The organism is Streptomyces catenulae, assembly GCF_000718015.1.
In the GTDB taxonomy this organism is placed as follows: Bacteria; Actinomycetota; Actinomycetes; order Streptomycetales; family Streptomycetaceae; genus Streptomyces; species Streptomyces catenulae.
In genome coordinates, this window is the sequence record NZ_JODY01000001.1 from 152,630 (window position 1) to 169,193 (window position 16,564).

At 72.2% G+C, this 16,564-nt stretch carries 17 protein-coding genes; 16 read left to right on the plus strand and 1 reads right to left on the minus strand.

From position 1 onward, the window contains the following. Positions 1-283 precede the first annotated feature (283 nt). The 14 genes from IF23_RS0100655 to nusB all read left to right on the plus strand — a co-directional run bounded on the left by IF23_RS0100655 (position 284) and on the right by nusB (position 13,893). Positions 284-718 carry a DUF948 domain-containing protein gene (locus tag IF23_RS0100655; protein WP_211266104.1) on the plus strand — a complete coding sequence of 145 codons (435 nt, stop codon included), beginning with the start codon at positions 284-286 and terminating at the stop codon, positions 716-718. Positions 719-726: 8 nt separating this feature from the next. Continuing rightward, positions 727-1,074: a DUF6167 family protein gene (locus tag IF23_RS0100660; RefSeq protein WP_030278552.1), complete on the plus strand. Its 348-nt coding sequence runs from the start codon at positions 727-729 to the stop codon at positions 1,072-1,074. Continuing rightward, positions 1,074-3,743 (plus strand): alanine--tRNA ligase, encoded by a 2,670-nt coding sequence (gene alaS, locus IF23_RS0100665; protein WP_030278554.1) that lies wholly within the window; start codon positions 1,074-1,076, stop codon positions 3,741-3,743. The genes IF23_RS0100660 and alaS overlap by 1 nt, the downstream gene beginning before the upstream one ends. A 13-nt stretch (positions 3,744-3,756) precedes the next feature. Then, on the plus strand, positions 3,757-4,221 hold the full coding sequence (gene ruvX, locus IF23_RS0100670) for a Holliday junction resolvase RuvX (RefSeq protein WP_030278556.1): 465 nt from the start codon (positions 3,757-3,759) through the stop codon (positions 4,219-4,221). 120 nt (positions 4,222-4,341) lie between these two features. After that, positions 4,342-6,153, plus strand: coding sequence for an endolytic transglycosylase MltG (mltG, locus tag IF23_RS0100675; protein ID WP_030278557.1), 1,812 nt, complete (start codon positions 4,342-4,344; stop codon positions 6,151-6,153). Between the two features lie 10 nt (positions 6,154-6,163). Then, a complete protein-coding gene (locus IF23_RS0100680; RefSeq protein WP_359041006.1) occupies positions 6,164-6,991 on the plus strand; it encodes a shikimate dehydrogenase in 828 nt (275 codons plus the stop codon). 111 nt (positions 6,992-7,102) lie between these two features. Next, positions 7,103-8,287 (plus strand): chorismate synthase, encoded by a 1,185-nt coding sequence (gene aroC, locus IF23_RS0100685; RefSeq protein ID WP_030278562.1) that lies wholly within the window; start codon positions 7,103-7,105, stop codon positions 8,285-8,287. After that, on the plus strand, positions 8,284-8,838 hold the full coding sequence (locus tag IF23_RS0100690) for a shikimate kinase (RefSeq protein WP_030278563.1): 555 nt from the start codon (positions 8,284-8,286) through the stop codon (positions 8,836-8,838). Before aroC ends, IF23_RS0100690 begins: the two co-directional genes overlap by 4 nt. Further along, complete coding sequence (gene aroB, locus IF23_RS0100695) at positions 8,835-9,926, plus strand: 3-dehydroquinate synthase (protein ID WP_030278566.1); 1,092 nt, start codon at positions 8,835-8,837, stop codon at positions 9,924-9,926. The genes IF23_RS0100690 and aroB overlap by 4 nt, the downstream gene beginning before the upstream one ends. 73 nt (positions 9,927-9,999) lie before the next feature. Then, positions 10,000-10,440, plus strand: a complete 441-nt coding sequence (gene aroQ / locus IF23_RS0100700; RefSeq protein WP_030278568.1) for a type II 3-dehydroquinate dehydratase — start codon at positions 10,000-10,002, stop codon at positions 10,438-10,440. A gap of 231 nt (positions 10,441-10,671) precedes the next feature. Beyond that, a complete protein-coding gene (locus tag IF23_RS0100705; RefSeq protein WP_030278570.1) occupies positions 10,672-11,613 on the plus strand; it encodes an AAA family ATPase in 942 nt (313 codons plus the stop codon). A gap of 103 nt (positions 11,614-11,716) precedes the next feature. After that, the gene (locus IF23_RS0100710; RefSeq protein ID WP_030278572.1) at positions 11,717-12,823 is read left to right on the plus strand and encodes an aminopeptidase P family protein; all 1,107 of its coding nucleotides are present in this window, start codon (positions 11,717-11,719) and stop codon (positions 12,821-12,823) included. A 66-nt stretch (positions 12,824-12,889) separates the two neighbouring features. Then, a complete protein-coding gene (efp, locus tag IF23_RS0100715; protein WP_030278574.1) occupies positions 12,890-13,456 on the plus strand; it encodes an elongation factor P in 567 nt (188 codons plus the stop codon). A 2-nt stretch (positions 13,457-13,458) separates the two neighbouring features. Continuing rightward, the gene (gene nusB / locus IF23_RS0100720; protein WP_030278576.1) at positions 13,459-13,893 is read left to right on the plus strand and encodes a transcription antitermination factor NusB; all 435 of its coding nucleotides are present in this window, start codon (positions 13,459-13,461) and stop codon (positions 13,891-13,893) included. A gap of 218 nt (positions 13,894-14,111) precedes the next feature. Here nusB and bldD read toward each other — a convergent pair whose 3' ends face one another. Continuing rightward, positions 14,112-14,612 (minus strand): transcriptional regulator BldD, encoded by a 501-nt coding sequence (bldD, locus tag IF23_RS0100725; RefSeq protein ID WP_030278578.1) that lies wholly within the window; start codon positions 14,610-14,612, stop codon positions 14,112-14,114. A 328-nt stretch (positions 14,613-14,940) separates the two neighbouring features. Here bldD and pyrR point away from each other — a divergent pair, with 328 nt between their 5' ends. Both pyrR and IF23_RS0100735 read left to right on the plus strand, forming a co-directional pair. Continuing rightward, the gene (pyrR, locus tag IF23_RS0100730) at positions 14,941-15,480 is read left to right on the plus strand and encodes a bifunctional pyr operon transcriptional regulator/uracil phosphoribosyltransferase PyrR (protein WP_245654859.1); all 540 of its coding nucleotides are present in this window, start codon (positions 14,941-14,943) and stop codon (positions 15,478-15,480) included. A gap of 98 nt (positions 15,481-15,578) precedes the next feature. Continuing rightward, entirely contained in the window at positions 15,579-16,562 is a 984-nt protein-coding gene (locus tag IF23_RS0100735; RefSeq protein WP_030278581.1) for an aspartate carbamoyltransferase catalytic subunit, read from the plus strand. The last annotated feature ends 2 nt before the right edge of the window (positions 16,563-16,564 follow it).

Below are 16,564 nucleotides of genomic sequence, written 5' to 3' on the forward strand. Positions count from 1 at the left end.
CCGCCGCCCCTCCCCGCAGCTCGCGGGGACGGTGCGGCGGGCCGTCGCCGTTCCCGGCCGCGGGTCCGGGCCGCCGCGCGCCCAGGCCGTGCGCGGGGCGGCCACCGCCCGGACCGTACAATCGGCCGGTCGCCTTCCCTCCGGCCGCCTGCCCGCCGCCCGCAAATCCGGTCGGCCGCGCCGTCCCGGCGCGATAGGGTCAAGGGTGCCGTTCGAGCAGGACGGAAGCCGGAGCGGGACAGTGCGGATGCCCCGTCGGAGAGTGTCGGAGAGTGGTGCCAGCGTGACCGGTGGAGAGGTGGCGGGGATCCTGGTCGCCGTCTTCTGGGCGATCCTCGTGTCGTTCCTCGCCCTCGTGCTGGTGAGGCTCGCACAGACCCTCAAGGCGACGACGAAGATGGTGGCAGAAGTCTCCGACCAGGCCGTTCCGCTGCTCGCCGACGCGTCCGCGACGGTCCGCTCGGCGCACACCCAGCTCGCCCGCGTCGACGCCATCGCCTCCGACGTGCAGGAGGTCACCGCCAACGCCTCCGCGCTCTCCTCGACCGTCTCCTCCGCCTTCGGCGGACCGCTGGTCAAGGTCGCCGCCTTCGGCTACGGCGTACGCCGCGCGATCGGGAAGAAGGGCGCGCCGGATCCCGAGCGCACCGTCGTCGTCGGCCGTACCCTCCCCGGCGCCCGCCGCGGCGCGCGCCGCAACCGTCGCTCCAAGGACTGATCACCGCGATGTTCCGCCGCGCATTCTGGTTCACCACCGGCGCCGCCGCCGGCGTCTGGGCCACCACCAAGGTCAACCGCAAACTGCGTCGGCTGCAGCCCGACAGCCTCGCCGCGCAGGCCGCGGAGAAGGCCGTCGAGACCGGACACCGGCTGCGCCGCTTCGCGCTGGACGTCCGTACGGGAATGGCGGACCGTGAGGAAGAGTTGCACGAAGCGCTGGGCCTGACCGCGCCCGGTGACGCCCGCGAACTGCCCGCACCGCGCTCCCGCGCAGTGCTCGACACACCCCACCCCACCACGAGAGCGACCGGACCGTCCGGGATCGCCGGACCGACTGGAAATGAGGACCACTGATGGAGTCGGCTGAAATCCGCCGCCGCTGGCTGCGCTTCTTCGAGGAGCGCGGGCACACCGTCGTGCCGTCGGCGTCGCTCATCGCGGACGACCCGACGCTGCTGCTGGTCCCCGCGGGCATGGTGCCGTTCAAGCCGTACTTCCTCGGCGAGGTCAAGCCGCCGTGGCCGCGCGCCACCAGCGTGCAGAAGTGCGTGCGTACGCCCGACATCGAAGAGGTCGGCAAGACCACCCGCCACGGCACGTTCTTCCAGATGTGCGGCAACTTCTCCTTCGGCGACTACTTCAAGGAAGGCGCCATCAAGAACGCCTGGGAGCTGCTGACCGGCTCCCAGGAGGACGGTGGCTACGGCCTCGACCCGGAGAAGCTCTGGATCACCGTCTACCTCGACGACGACGAGGCCGAGCGCATCTGGCACGAGGTCATCGGCGTGCCCAAGGAGCGCATCCAGCGCCTGGGCAAGAAGGAGAACTACTGGTCCATGGGCGTCCCCGGCCCCTGCGGACCGTGCTCCGAGATCAACTACGACCGCGGCCCGGAGTTCGGCGTCGAGGGCGGCCCGGCCGTCAACGACGAGCGGTACGTCGAGATCTGGAACCTCGTCTTCATGCAGTACGAGCGGGGTGCGGGCATCGGCAAGGAGGACTTCGAGATCCTCGGCGAGCTGCCCAGCAAGAACATCGACACCGGCCTCGGCCTGGAACGCCTGGCGATGATCCTCCAGGGCGTCCGCAACATGTACGAGACCGACACCCTCCGTGTCGTCATCGACAAGGCCACCGAGCTGACCGGCGTCCGCTACGGCGCCACCGGCGACACCGACGTCTCGCTCCGCGTCGTCGCCGACCACATGCGCACCTCCACGATGCTCATCGGTGACGGCGTCACCCCGGGCAACGAGGGCCGCGGCTACGTCCTGCGCCGCATCATGCGCCGTGCCATCCGCAACATGCGTCTGCTCGGCGCCACCGGCCCGGTCGTCGCCGAGCTGCTGGACACCGTCATCAAGACGATGGGCCAGCAGTACCCGGAGCTGCTGGAGGACCGCCGCCGCATCGAGACCGTCGCCCTCGCCGAGGAGGCCGCCTTCCTCAAGACGCTGAAGGCCGGTACCAACATCCTCGACACCGCCGTCACCGACACCAAGGCCGCCGGTGGCACCGTGCTCGCCGGTGACAAGGCGTTCCTGCTCCACGACACCTGGGGCTTCCCGATCGACCTCACCCTGGAGATGGCCGCCGAGCAGGGCCTCTCCGTGGACGAGGACGGCTTCCGCCGCCTGATGAAGGAGCAGCGGGAGCGCGCCAAGGCCGACGCCCAGGCGAAGAAGCACGGCCACGCCGACCTCTCCGCCTACCGCGCCGTCGCCGACGCCTCCGGCGCCACCGAGTTCACCGGCTACCGCGCCACCGAGGGCGAGTCCTCCGTCGTCGGTCTGCTGGTCAACGGCGTCTCCGCGCCCGCCGCCCACGAGGGCGACGAGGTCGAGATCGTCCTGGACCGCACCCCCTTCTACGCCGAGGGCGGCGGTCAGCTCGCCGACACCGGCCGGATCAAGCTGGAGTCCGGCGCCGTCGTCGAGGTCCGCGACGTCCAGAAGCCGGTCCCCGGTGTCGTGGTCCACAAGGGTGTCGTCCAGGTCGGCGAGGTCGTGGTCGGCTCCGCCGCGTACGCCGCGATCGATGTGACCCGCCGCCGGGCCATCGCCCGCGCCCACAGCGCCACCCACCTCACCCACCAGGCGCTGCGTGACGCCCTGGGCCCGACCGCCGCCCAGGCCGGTTCGGAGAACTCCCCGGGCCGCTTCCGCTTCGACTTCGGTTCGCCGACTGCCGTGCCCGGCGCCGTGCTCACCGACGTCGAGCAGAAGATCAACGAGGTGCTCTCGCGTGAGCTGGATGTGCACGCCGAGGTCATGAGCATGGAGGACGCCAAGAAGCAGGGCGCCATCGCGGAGTTCGGCGAGAAGTACGGCGACCGGGTGCGCGTCGTGACGATCGGCGACTTCTCCAAGGAGCTGTGTGGCGGTACGCACGTCCACAACACCGCCCAGCTGGGCCTGGTGAAGCTGCTGGGCGAGTCGTCGATCGGCTCCGGCGTCCGCCGGGTCGAGGCCCTCGTCGGCGTCGACGCGTACAAGTTCCTCGCCCGCGAGCACACCGTCGTCTCGCAGCTGACGGAGCTGGTCAAGGGCCGTCCGGACGAGCTGCCCGAGAAGATCTCCGGTGTTCTCGCCAAGCTGAAGGACGCCGAGAAGGAGATCGAGAAGTACCGCGCGGAGAAGGTCCTCCAGGCCGCCGCCGGTCTCGCCGCCGAGGCCAAGGACGTCCGAGGGGTGGCCCTCGCCGCCGCCCAGGTCCCTGACGGCACCTCCGCCGACGATCTGCGCAAGCTCGTCCTGGACGTCCGTGGCCGGATCCCCGGCGACCGCGCCGCCGTCGTGGCGCTGTTCTCGGTGGCGGGCGGCCGCCCGGTCACGGTCATCGCCACCAACGAAGCCGCCCGCGAGCGTGGCATCAAGGCCGGTGACCTGGTCCGTACGGCCGCCAAGACCCTCGGTGGTGGCGGCGGCGGCAAGCCGGACGTCGCCCAGGGCGGTGGCCAGAACGCCGCGGCCGTGCCCGAGGCGCTGGAAGCCGTCGAGCGGCTCGTCGCCGAGGTGGCCTGAGCACGTGAGTGAGATTCGACGCGGTCGGCGCATCGCCGTGGACGTCGGGGACGCCCGGATCGGGGTCGCCTCGTGCGACCCCGACGGGGTCCTCGCCACCCCGGTCGAGACGGTCCCCGGACGGGACGTCCCGGCGGCGCACCGTCGCCTCAAGGCGATCGTCGAGGAGTACGAGCCGCTGGAGGTCGTCGTCGGGCTCCCGCGTTCCCTGAATGGGGGAGAGGGGCCCGCCGCGGCAAAGGTCCGGGCCTTCGCCCAGGTACTGGCCGGAAACATCGCCCCGATCGAGGTACGCCTCGTCGACGAGCGGATGTCCACGGTGACCGCCGCACAAGGGCTCCGGGCCTCCGGGGTGCGCAGCAAGAAGGGCCGCTCGGTCGTCGATCAGGCGGCCGCGGTGGTGATCCTGCAGAGCGCGCTGGAGACGGAACGGACCTCGGGCCGGGCTCCGGGTGAATGCATCCGAGTGGTCATCTGATGGCAGTACGGTAACGTTCCGCGATGCGACGCGGCTGAGACGAGCCGCGCAGGTAGAGGCGGGTCGGAACCACATCAGCGCTGGACAGGAGCGCGCCCGTCTCTCGGCTCAAGGGGATCGATGACCGAGTATGGCCGGGGCTACAACTCCGAACCGTGGCATCCCGAGGACCCGCTCTACGGAGACCAGGGGTCCTACGGAGGGCACGCGCAGGGCTCCCCGTGGGGCGGCCGGGGCACCGCCCCGGCCCCTCCGCGGTACGACGGCGGCTGGGACGGCACCGCATCCGGCGGCGCCCCGTACGACCCGTACGGCACCCAGCAGCCGCACGACCCGCTGACCGGTCCCTACACCGATCCGTACGCCGCACCCGCCGGCTACCCGCCCCCGCACGAGCCGCAGGGATACGCCCAGAACCCGGGCGGTCCCTACGACCAGGGGCCGTACGAGCAGTACCCGCAGGACCGGCCCTACCCGGGGGAGCCGCAGTACCCCGGATACCCGCAGGACCAGGGATACGCAGGTCAGCCCGGGTATCCGCAGGAGCCGCAGTATCCGTACGACCCGGGGTACCCGCAGGACCCGGCATACGGTGACCCGCACGCGCAGCCGCACCCGCACGCGCAGCCCTATCCGCCGCACGAGCAGGGCCCGGTTCCGCAGGCGGCGCCCCGTACGGACGGGCCGGAGGACGACTGGCAGCGGGACGGCGGGCGGGAGCCCGACCCCGACCACGCGTTCTTCGCCGACGACCCGGCGGACGACCGGCCGGACGCGGACGACGAGGACGACCGTGCGACCGACGACCGCTCCGGTCACGAGAGCCGCGGCAAGAAGACCAAGCGCCGGGGCGGCTGCGCCCGTTTTTTCATCGCCGTGGTGATCGCCGCCGGTGTCGGCGGCGCCGGATACGTCGGCTACCGCTTCTACGAGAGCCGTATCGCCAGCCCCCCGGACTTCGCGGGCGAGGGCTCCGGCGCGCTCCAGGTGGAGATTCCGGACGGGGCGCCGCTCCAGCAAATGGGGCAGATTCTCAAGAAGGAAGGCGTCGTCAAGAGCGTGGACGCCTTCACCGCCGCGGCGGGGGAGAACCCGAAGGGCTCCGGTCTCCAGCCCGGCAGTTATTCGATGCGTCTGCGGATGTCGGCGGCGTCCGCCGTGGAGCTGATGCTGGACCCGAAGAGCCGTAACGGCCTGACGGTTCAGGAGGGGCTGCGGGCCGGTGCCGTGTACGACCTCATAGACAAGAAGCTCCGGGTGAAATCCGGCACCACGAAGGCCGCCGCCGAGAAGAATCTCAAGCAACTCGGACTGCCTTCCTGGGCCAACGACTCCTCGGAGATAAAGGACCCGCTCGAAGGGTTCCTCTACCCCTCGACGTACAACGTCGGCGGCCATGCCACCCCCACTGACGTGCTGAAACAGATGGTTTCGCGGGCCGGTCAGGAGTACGCCCGCTACAACATGGTGGCGAATGCCAAGAAGTACCACCTCGATTCCCCGCTCCAGCTGCTGAGCGTCGCCAGCCTCACGCAGGCGGAGGGAATGACCCATGAGGACTTCCGCAAGATGGCCGCGGTCATCTACAACCGGCTCGATCCGAGCAATGCGGGTGTCACCCCCAAGCTCGAATTCGACTCGACGTACAACTACTTGAAGAACCAGAGCAAGATCAATATCGGGATCGGTGAGATCCGGAGTTACAACGATCCCTACAACACCTATTTCTACCGAGGTCTCCCGCCGGGGCCGATCGGCAACCCGGGCGCCGATGCGCTGAAGGCGGCGATCGACCCGGACAACTCCCAGAAGTGGCTCTTCTTCATCTCCGTCGACGGAAAGAAGACCGACTTCAGTACCAATCTCACGGACCACAACAAGCTCGTGCAGCAGTTCAACGAACGGCAGCGGGCAGCGAAGCAGAATGGTTGAGGGCAAGGCAGTGACGGACAGCAAGCAGGCGGCGGTTCTCGGATCGCCGATCGCCCACTCCCTCTCGCCGGTCCTGCACCGCGCCGCCTACCGCGAACTGGGCCTGGACGGCTGGGAGTACGGCCGCTTCGACATCGACGAGGCGGCGCTGCCCGCCTTCCTGGCGAAGCTGGACGCGAGCTGGGCCGGACTCTCGCTGACCATGCCGCTCAAGCGCGCGATCATCCCGCTGCTCGACGGCATCAGCGCCACCGCCGCCTCCGTCGAAGCCGTCAACACCGTCGTCCTCACCGACGACGGGCGCCGCACCGGCGACAACACCGACATCCCCGGCATGGTCGCGGCGCTGCGCGAACGCGGGGTGACCCGGGTCGAACGCGCCGCCGTCCTCGGCGCCGGAGCCACCGCCTCCTCGGCGCTCGCCGCCCTCGCCCAGATCTGCACCGGCGAGGTCACCGCGTACGTCCGCAGCGCGCCGCGCGCCGCCGAGATGCGCGGCTGGGGCGAGCGGCTGGGCGTCGCGGTCACCACCGCGCCCTGGGAGGCGGCGGCCGAGGCGTTCGACGCCCCGCTGGTCGTCGCCACCACCCCGGCGGGCACCACCGACGCGCTGGCCACCGCCGTCCCCGAGACGCCCGGCACCCTCTTCGACGTGCTGTACGAGCCCTGGCCCACCGCCCTGGCGGCCGCCTGGTCGGCCCGCGGCGGCGCGGTCGTCGGCGGTCTCGACCTGCTGGTGCACCAGGCGGTCCTCCAGGTCGAGTTGATGACCGGGTGCGCCCCCGCGCCGCTGGCCGCGATGCGTGCGGCGGGTGAGCGGGCCCTCGGCGCCCGCTGACCCGTCGCGCCCGCCCGGTCCGTTCCCTGGACGCGGCGCCGTCCGCCCGCCGTGACGTGGGAGGATCGGGGGAGTAGACGTAGGCGCAGGAGCAGGACAAAAGGAGCACCGTTGAGCAGGTTGCGCTGGCTGACGGCGGGGGAGTCCCACGGCCCCGCACTGGTGGCGACGCTGGAGGGCCTCCCGGCCGGCGTCCCGATCACCACCGATCTGGTGGCGGACGCGCTGGCCAGGCGACGGCTCGGCTACGGCCGCGGTGCCCGGATGAAGTTCGAGCGGGACGAGGTCACCTTCCTCGGCGGCGTCCGCCACGGCCGCTCGCTCGGCTCGCCCGTCGCCGTGATGGTCGGCAACACCGAGTGGCCCAAGTGGGAGCAGGTCATGGCGGCCGACCCGGTGGACGAGGCGGAGCTGGCCGAACTGGCCCGCAACGCCCCGCTGACCCGGCCGCGCCCCGGCCACGCCGACCTCGCCGGGATGCAGAAGTACGGTTTCGACGAGGCCCGCCCGATCCTGGAGCGCGCCTCCGCGCGGGAGACCGCCGCCCGGGTCGCGCTCGGCGCGGTCGCCCGCTCCTTCCTCAAGGAGACCGCCGGGATCGAGATCGTCTCGCACGTCGTCGAGCTGGCCGCGGCGAAGGCCCCGTACGGCGTCGTGCCGACCCCCGCCGACGTCGAGAAGCTGGACGCGGACCCGGTGCGCTGCCTGGACGCGGACGCGAGCGAGGCGATGGTCGCGGAGATCGACCAGGCCCACAAGGACGGCGACACCCTCGGCGGCGTCGTCGAGGTCCTGGCGTACGGCGTGCCCGTCGGCCTCGGCTCGCACGTCCACTGGGACCGGCGGCTGGACGCCCGGCTGGCCGGTGCGCTCATGGGCATCCAGGCGATCAAGGGCGTCGAGGTCGGCGACGGCTTCGACCTGGCGCGGGTGCCCGGCTCCCAGGCGCACGACGAGATCGTCGCCACCGAGGACGGCATCCGCCGCTCCACCGGCCGCTCCGGCGGCACCGAGGGCGGTCTGACCACCGGCGAACTGCTGCGGGTGCGCGCCGCGATGAAGCCCATCGCGACGGTCCCGCGGGCGCTGGCGACGGTCGACGTCACCACCGGCGAGCCGACCAAGGCGCACCACCAGCGCTCGGACGTCTGCGCGGTGCCGGCCGCCGGAATCGTCGCCGAGGCGATGGTGGCGCTGGTCCTGGCGGACGCGGTGGTCGAGAAGTTCGGCGGCGACAGCGTGCCGGAGACCCGCCGCAACGTCCGCGCGTACCTCGACAACCTGGCGATCAAGTGACGCCGCGCGCCGTCCTCGTCGGCCCGCCCGGCGCGGGCAAGTCGACCGTGGGCGCCCTCCTCGCCGAACGGCTCGGGGTCGGCTACCGCGACACCGACGCCGACATCGTCGAGACGGCCGGAAAGCCGATCGCGGAGATCTTCATCGACGAGGGTGAGCCGCACTTCCGCGAGCTGGAGCGGCAGGCGGTCCGCGCCGCCGTCGCCGGGCACGCGGGCGTGCTCTCCCTCGGCGGCGGCGCGATCATGGACGACTCGACGCGGGCGCTGCTGCGCGGGCTGCCGGTCGTCTTCCTGGACGTCGCGCTGGCCGACGCGGTCAAGCGGGTCGGCCTGGACGCGCCGCGGCCGCTGCTCGCGGTCAACCCGCGCCAGCGCTGGCGCGAGCTGATGGAGGCCCGCCGCCCCCTGTACACCGAGGTCGCGTCCGCCGTGGTCAGCACCGGCGGCCGTACCCCCGAGGACGTCGCCGAGGCGGTCCTCGACGCACTGGAGCCGGGGCGGGCCGCGGGCGAGGACCCGCGCGCCGCCCGCAGGAAGGAAGAGGCATGACGGAGCAGGCCACCCGTATCCACGTCGGTGGTACGGCGGGCAGCGAACCGTACGACGTGCTCGTCGGGCGGCAGCTGCTCGGGGAGCTGCCCACCCTGATCGGGGACGGCGTCAAGCGCGTCGCGGTGCTGCACCCGGAGGCGCTGGCCGCGACGGGTGAGGCGCTGCGTGAGGACCTGGCGGGTCAGGGCTTCGAGGCCATCGCGATCCAGCTGCCCAACGCCGAGGAGGCCAAGACCGCCGAGGTCGCCGCGTACTGCTGGAAGGCGCTCGGCCAGACCGGCTTCACCCGCAGCGACGTCATCGTCGGCGTCGGCGGCGGCGCCACCACGGACCTCGCGGGCTTCGTCGCGGCCACCTGGTTGCGCGGGGTGCGCTGGATCGCGGTGCCGACCACCGTCCTGGGCATGGTGGACGCGGCGGTCGGTGGCAAGACCGGCATCAACACCGCCGAGGGCAAGAACCTCGTCGGCGCGTTCCACCCGCCCGCCGGGGTCCTCTGTGACCTCGCGGCGCTCGACTCGCTGCCGGTGCACGACTACGTCTCCGGGCTCGCCGAGGTCATCAAGGCGGGGTTCATCGCCGACCCCGGCATCCTCGACCTGATCGAGGCCGACCCGGAGGCCGCCAGGCGCCCCGACGGGCCGCACACCCAGGAGCTGATCGAGCGGGCGATCCGGGTCAAGGCGGAGGTGGTCTCCGCGGACCTGAAGGAGTCCGGGCTGCGGGAGATCCTCAACTACGGCCACACCCTGGCGCACGCCATCGAGAAGAACGAGCGGTACAACTGGCGCCACGGCGCGGCCGTCTCCGTCGGCATGGTCTTCGCCGCCGAACTGGGCCGGATCGCCGGCCGGTTGGACGACACGACCGCCGACCGCCACCGCGCGGTGCTGGCCGCCGTCGGCCTGCCGCTGACCTACCGCGGCGACCAGTGGCCCAAGCTGCTGGAGACCATGAAGGTCGACAAGAAGTCCCGCGGCGACCGGCTGCGCTTCATCGTCCTGGACGGTCTGGCCCGCCCCACCGTCCTGGAGGGCCCGGACCCGGCCATGCTGCTCGCCGCGCACGCGGAGATCGCCGAGTGAACGGGCGGCGCGGGACAACCACCGAGAGGTACGCCCCCGGCGCACGCCGGGCCGAACGGAGCGGGGGACGGTCATGAGCCGACGGGTGCTGGTCCTCAACGGCCCCAACCTCGGCCGCCTCGGCTCCCGCGAGCCGGACGTCTACGGCGCCACCTCCTACGCCGGTCTGGTCGCGGAGTGCGCCCGGCTCGGCAAGGAGCTGGGCCTGGACACCGAGGTGCGGGAGACCAACGACGAGGGTGAGCTGGTCCGCTGGCTGCACGAGGCGGCGGACGGCGCGATCCCGGTGGTCATCAACCCCGGCGCGTTCACGCACTACTCCTACGCCATGCGGGACGCGGCGGCGCAGCGCACCGCCCCGCTGGTCGAGGTGCACATCTCGAACCCGTACGCCCGCGAGGAGTTCCGCCACAACTCGGTCCTCGCGGCGGTGGCCAGCGGTACGGTCGCCGGTTTCGGCATCGGCTCCTACCGGCTGGCGCTGCGCGCGGTCGCCGAGGAGCTGACCGACTGACCGACCGCCCGGGGCGTGTCCGGAAAGTCCCGGCCCCGCCCGGCGAGGCACCTTCCGCCGCCCCCGGCCGTTCACACCGTGAGCGCCGGGGGCGGTACCGTTCGTCAGCAGTACCGCACGGACCGCGGCCACGGCGCCGCACCGGCCCGCCCGGCGGGCGCCCGGTGTGCCGGACGGCCGCCCGGCTCCGCGCACCGCACCCAGTCGATCCCACGAGACGGAGACCACCGGATGCAGTACGCAGTGGGGGCTCCGCTGCCGCCCCGTCATCAGACGCAGGAGCAGGGAGCGACCCAGAGCTGGACCCCCGGCCCCGGTCACCCCGTCCCGCCGGGCCCGCCGCCGTCCCCGTCCGCACCGCCCGGCGGCCCGCACCCGGGCGCCGTACCTCCCGGGACCGGGCATCCGGGAGCGGGCGGGCCGGGCGGCGCGCCCCCTGGTGCCGGGCACCCCGGTGCCGCGCAGCCCGGCTGGAGCGCCCCGCCGCCGCAGTCCGCGCCGCCCGCCGCGGACACCACGGGCACCGCCGGGTCCACCGGTCACATCCAGCTGCCGCCCGGCGCCCCCGTCGCGCTGCCCAGCCCCCCGGCGGGCACCGCCGCCCCCGACGCCGCGCACACCGCCGTCGCCGTGCTGCTCATAGGCCCGGCCGGGGCGGGCAAGACCAGCGTGGCCCGCCACTGGGCCGACTGCCGCCGGGTGCCCACCGCCCACATCAGCCTCGACGACGTCCGCGAATGGGTGCGCTCCGGCTTCGCCGACCCGCAGCAGGGGTGGAACGACCACTCCGAGGCGCAGTACCGCCTGGCCCGCCGTACCTGCGGCTTCGCCGCCCGCAACTTCCTCGCCAACGGCATCTCCTGCATCCTCGACGACGCCGTCTTCCCGGACCGCCCGGTCGTCGGTCTCGGCGGCTGGAAGCGCCATGTGGGCCCGGGGCTGCTGCCGATCGTGCTGCTGCCCGGCCTGGAGATCGTCCTGGAGCGCAACGCCCGCCGCTCCGGCAACCGCCGCCTCTCCGACGAGGAAGTGGCCCGGATACACGGCCGGATGGCGGGCTGGTACGGCTCCGGCCTGCCGATCATCGACAACTCCCAGCACGACGTCGCGACCACCGCGCGGATGCTCGACGACGTCCTCGCCCGCAGCCTCGCCTCGCCGCCGAGCTGGTGACCGTCCGGCGGCGCCGGTGGGCGGAGGCGGCCGGTCCGGGCCGGGTACCCCGCCCGGCGGCGCCCGACCGGCCCGTGGGGTGATTCGCCCGTAAGCTCGGGATATGTCCGAGCTGCACGCGGCCCGGCGCACGCGGCTGCGGGACCGCTGCGCGGCGACCGGAAGCACCGCCGCCCTGATCTCGCGCCCCGCCAACGTCCGCTATCTCACCGGCTGCGCGCCCTCCGGCGCCGCACTTCTCCTGGGCCCCGCCGCGGACGTGCTGCTCTGCGGCGCCCCGCTGACCGGCGACCCGTCCGAGGGACGCCCCGCCGAGGACGTCCGTGTCACGGTGCTGCCCGCCCGCGACGGCGACCCCGTGGTGGCCGGTGCCGATCTCGCGGCGAAGGCCGGGGCCGCCACCCTCGCCGTCGAGGAACACCATCTGACCGTCGCCCGCCACCGGGCGCTGGGCCGCGCCGCGCCGCGGCTGCGGCTGACCGATGTGGCCTGCGCGGTCGAGGGGCAGCGGCTGGTCAAGGACGACGACGAGATCTCCTGTCTGCGCATCGCCGCGGAGATCACCGACCAGGCCCTGGGCGAACTCCTGGAGTCGATCCTGGTGGGCCGTACCGAGCGGCATCTCGCCCTGGAGCTGGAGCGCCGCCTCGTCGACCACGGCGCGGACGGCCCGGCGTTCGCGACCTCGGTGGCGACCGGCCCGCACTCCGGCCGTCCGGGGCATCTGCCCACCGATCGCCGGGTCGAGGAGGGCGACTTCCTCAGCGTCGGCCTCGGCGCGAACTACCGCGGCTACCGCTGCGAGATCGGCCGGACCTTCGTCATCGGCACCACGCCCGCGGATTGGCAGATCGAGCTGTACGACCTTGTTTTCGCAGCCCAGCGAGCCGGTCGGGAGGCGTTGGCGCCGGGTGTGGAGTGCCGTGAGGTGGACCGGGTGACCCGCCATCTGCTGGAATCCGCAGGGCACGGGGAGCGGCTGGGACCGTGGACCGGACACGGCGTGGGGCTCGAAATCGATGAGGACCCTCAGTTGTCACCTGCGGCCATGGGTAAACTGGACGCTTGCGTGCCGGTCACCGTCGAGCCAGGGGTCCACATCCCGGGCCGTGGGGGTGTCCGGATCGACGACACCCTCGTCGTCCGCCCCGAGGCGGACGGCGGACCCGAGCTACTCACGATCACTACCAAGGAGCTGCTCGCCCTGTGAGCCACCGGGCTCGCTGCGGGCGGTTTCTCGGTACCCACCACCTGCAGTCCAGGAGATTCCGCAACCGTGGCTTCCACGAACGACCTCAAGAACGGCATGGTGCTCAAGCTCGAAGGCGGCCAGCTCTGGTCCGTCGTCGAGTTCCAGCACGTCAAGCCCGGTAAGGGCCCGGCCTTCGTCCGCACCAAGCTCAAGAACGTGCTCTCCGGCAAGGTCGTGGACAAGACCTTCAACGCCGGCGTCAAGGTCGAGACGGCCACCGTCGACAAGCGCGGCATGCAGTTCTCGTACATGGACGGCGACTACTTCGTCTTCATGGACATGGACACCTACGACCAGCTCATGGTCGACCGCAAGGCCGTCGGCGAGGCCGCGAACTTCCTCCTCGAGGGCTTCGAGGCCGTGGTGGCGCAGCACGAGGGCGAGGTGCTCTACGTCGAGCTGCCGGCCGCCGTCGAGCTGACCATCAAGCACACCGAGCCGGGCGTCCAGGGCGACCGCTCCACCGGCGGCTCCAAGCCCGCCACCCTGGAGACCGACTACGAGATCCAGGTCCCGCTCTTCATCACCGAGGGCGAGAAGATCAAGGTCGACACCCGCACCGGTGAGTACCTCGGCCGGGTGAACAGCTAACCGTGGCCGCTCGTAACAAGGCCCGTAAGCGCGCCTTCCAGATCCTCTTCGAGGCCGATCAGCGCGGGGCCGACGTGCAGTCCGTGCTCGCGGACTGGATGCGGCACGCCCGGACCGACCCGCGGCAGCCGCCGGTCAACGAGTTCACCCTGGAGCTGGTCGAGGGGTATGCGGAGCACATCTCCCGCATCGACGAGCTGCTCGACACCTACTCCGTCGACTGGCCGCTGGACCGGATGCCGGTCGTCGACCGCAACATCCTCCGGCTCGCCTCGTACGAGCTGATCTGGGTGGACGCGACGCCCGACGCGGTGGTCATCGACGAAGCGGTGCAGCTGGCCAAGGAGTTCTCCACGGACGACTCCCCGGCCTTCGTCAACGGTCTGCTGGGCCGGTTGAAGGACCTGAAGCCGAGCCTGCGGCGCGAGACGCGATAACCGCGGCCGTCCGAGGCTTCACCCCCGGTGGCACCCGTGAAAGGGCCCGGAGCGCGCAGTACAGGCGCTCCGGGCCCTTCGCGTGTCCCCGGGCCCCTCGCGCGCGGGCCCCGGTCCCGGCCGCCGTACGGGCCGTCCGGGGGGCCGGGAGCACGCGAAACCGCCGCCCCGGTGCTCCGGGACGGCGGTTCGGTGGTCTGCTGCTGTTGCGGGACGGCTCAGAGGTCGTCGTGGGCGACCGCGCGGCGCGCGTCGGCGTCCAGCACACCCCAGCTGATCAGCTGCTCGGTCAGCACCGAGGGGGACTGGTCGTAGATCACCGCGAGGGTGCGCAGGTCGTCCTGGCGGATCGAGAGGACCTTGCCGTTGTAGTCGCCGCGCTGGCTCTGGATCGTGGCGGCGTAGCGCTGCAGCGGGCCGGCCTTCTCCTGCGGGACGTGGGCGAGGCGCTCCAGGTCCAGCACCAGCTTCGGCGGGGGCTCGGCGGCGCCGCCGGGGGTGGTGCCGGGCAGCAGCTCCTGCACCGGCACGCCGTAGAAGTCCGCCAGCTCGGCGAGGCGCTGCACCGTCACGGCGCGGTCACCGCGCTCGTACGAGCCGACGACCACGGCCTTCCAGCGGCCCTGCGACTTCTCCTCGACACCGTGGAGCGAGAGGCCCTGCTGGGTGCGGATGGCGCGGAGCTTGGCCCCGAGCTGTTTGGCGTATTCGCTGGACATAAAGCTCCCCAGACACCTGAATCGAATCGATATGCGGCACCGCCGCGCGGCTGGTAACTCACTGTGAGGTTACGCAGCGTAATCCTCGTTCGTCAAGCCGGGGGAGTCCGCAGGGGCTTCCGGGGGCCGCCCGGGGGTTCCCGGGCGGCCCTGCTAGCCTGTACGGCGGTACACCCGACGTCCTTTAAGGTCCGTCCCGTGAGGCGGAGAAGGAGGTCCGTTTCGCATGGACGCAAGCAATTCCGACGTACGCGTATCCACCGACGCATCCGACGTCACCCCGCAGGTGCCCGCGCGCCCGGTGCTCGAAGGCCCGGACATCGCGCGGATGCTGACCCGTATCGCCCACGAGATCGTCGAGCGCGCCAAGGGCGCCGACGACGTGGTGCTCCTGGGCATCCCGACCCGCGGTGTCTTCCTCGCCCGGCGGCTCGCCGCCAAGCTGGCGGAGATCACCGGCCGCGCCATCCCGGTCGGCTCGCTCGACATCACCATGTACCGCGACGACCTGCGCCTGGGCCCCGCCCGTACGCTCGCCCGCACCGAGATCCCCGGTGACGGCATCGAGGGCCGGGTCGTCCTCCTCGTCGACGACGTGCTCTTCTCCGGCCGCACCATCCGCGCCGCCCTGGACGCCCTGAACGACATCGGCCGGCCGCGCGCCGTCCAGCTCGCCGTTCTCGTCGACCGCGGCCACCGCGAGCTGCCGATCCGCGCCGACTACGTCGGCAAGAACCTCCCCACGTCGCTGCGGGAGACCGTCAAGGTCCAGCTCTCCGAGGAGGACGGCCGCGACGCCGTGCTGCTCGGCACGGGCTCCGCCGACGCCGCGGCGACCGAGCGGCCCACCCGGACCGGCGAGCGCTAGCGCAGCCACCCCACGGACCCGGTACGGCCGGGGCCGTACCGCTGCCTGCCCTCCCGGCGGACATACCCGTACGCCTTTCCCACCCACGGAGAAACCGGATGAAGCGTCACCTCATCTCGGCCGCCGACCTCACGCGCGACGACGCCGTTCTGATCCTCGACACCGCCGAGGAGATGGCCCGGGTCGCCGACCGGCCGATCAAGAAACTTCCCACCCTGCGCGGGCGCACCGTCGTCAACCTCTTCTACGAGGACTCGACCCGGACGCGGATCTCCTTCGAAGCCGCCGCCAAGCGTCTCTCCGCGGACGTCATCAACTTCTCCGCCAAGGGGTCGTCGGTCTCCAAGGGCGAATCCCTCAAGGACACCGCCCTCACCCTGGAGGCGATGGGCGCCGACGCCGTCGTCATCCGCCACCACGACTCCGGCGCCCCGCACCGGCTGGCCACCTCCGGCTGGATCGGCGGCTCCGTCGTCAACGCCGGTGACGGCACCCACGAGCACCCCACCCAGGCGCTGCTGGACGCCTTCACCATGCGGCGCCGCCTGGTCGGCGCGGACGCCGGGCTCGGCAAGGACCTCTCCGGCCGCCGGATCACGGTCGTCGGCGACATCCTGCACAGCCGGGTCGCCCGCTCCAACGTCCATCTGCTCACCACGCTCGGCGCCGAGGTCACCCTCGTCGCGCCGCCCACGCTGGTGCCGATCGGCGTGGAGAACTGGCCCTGCGAGGTCTCGTACGACCTCGACGCGGTCCTCGCCACCTCCGACGCCGTGATGATGCTCCGCGTGCAGCGCGAGCGGATGAACGCCGCCTTCTTCCCGACCGAGCGCGAGTACGCCCGCCGCTACGGGCTGGACGGCGAGCGCATGGCCCGGATGCCCGAGGACGCGATCGTGATGCACCCCGGCCCGATGAACCGCGGTATGGAGATCACCGCCGAGGTCGCCGACTCGCCGCGCTGCACCGCCGTGGAACAGGTCACCAACGGTGTCAGCATCCGGATGGCCGTCCTCTACCTGCTCCTGGGCGGCAACGAACCCGCCCTCACCACCACCGCCCGCACCGAGGAGAGCAAGTAACC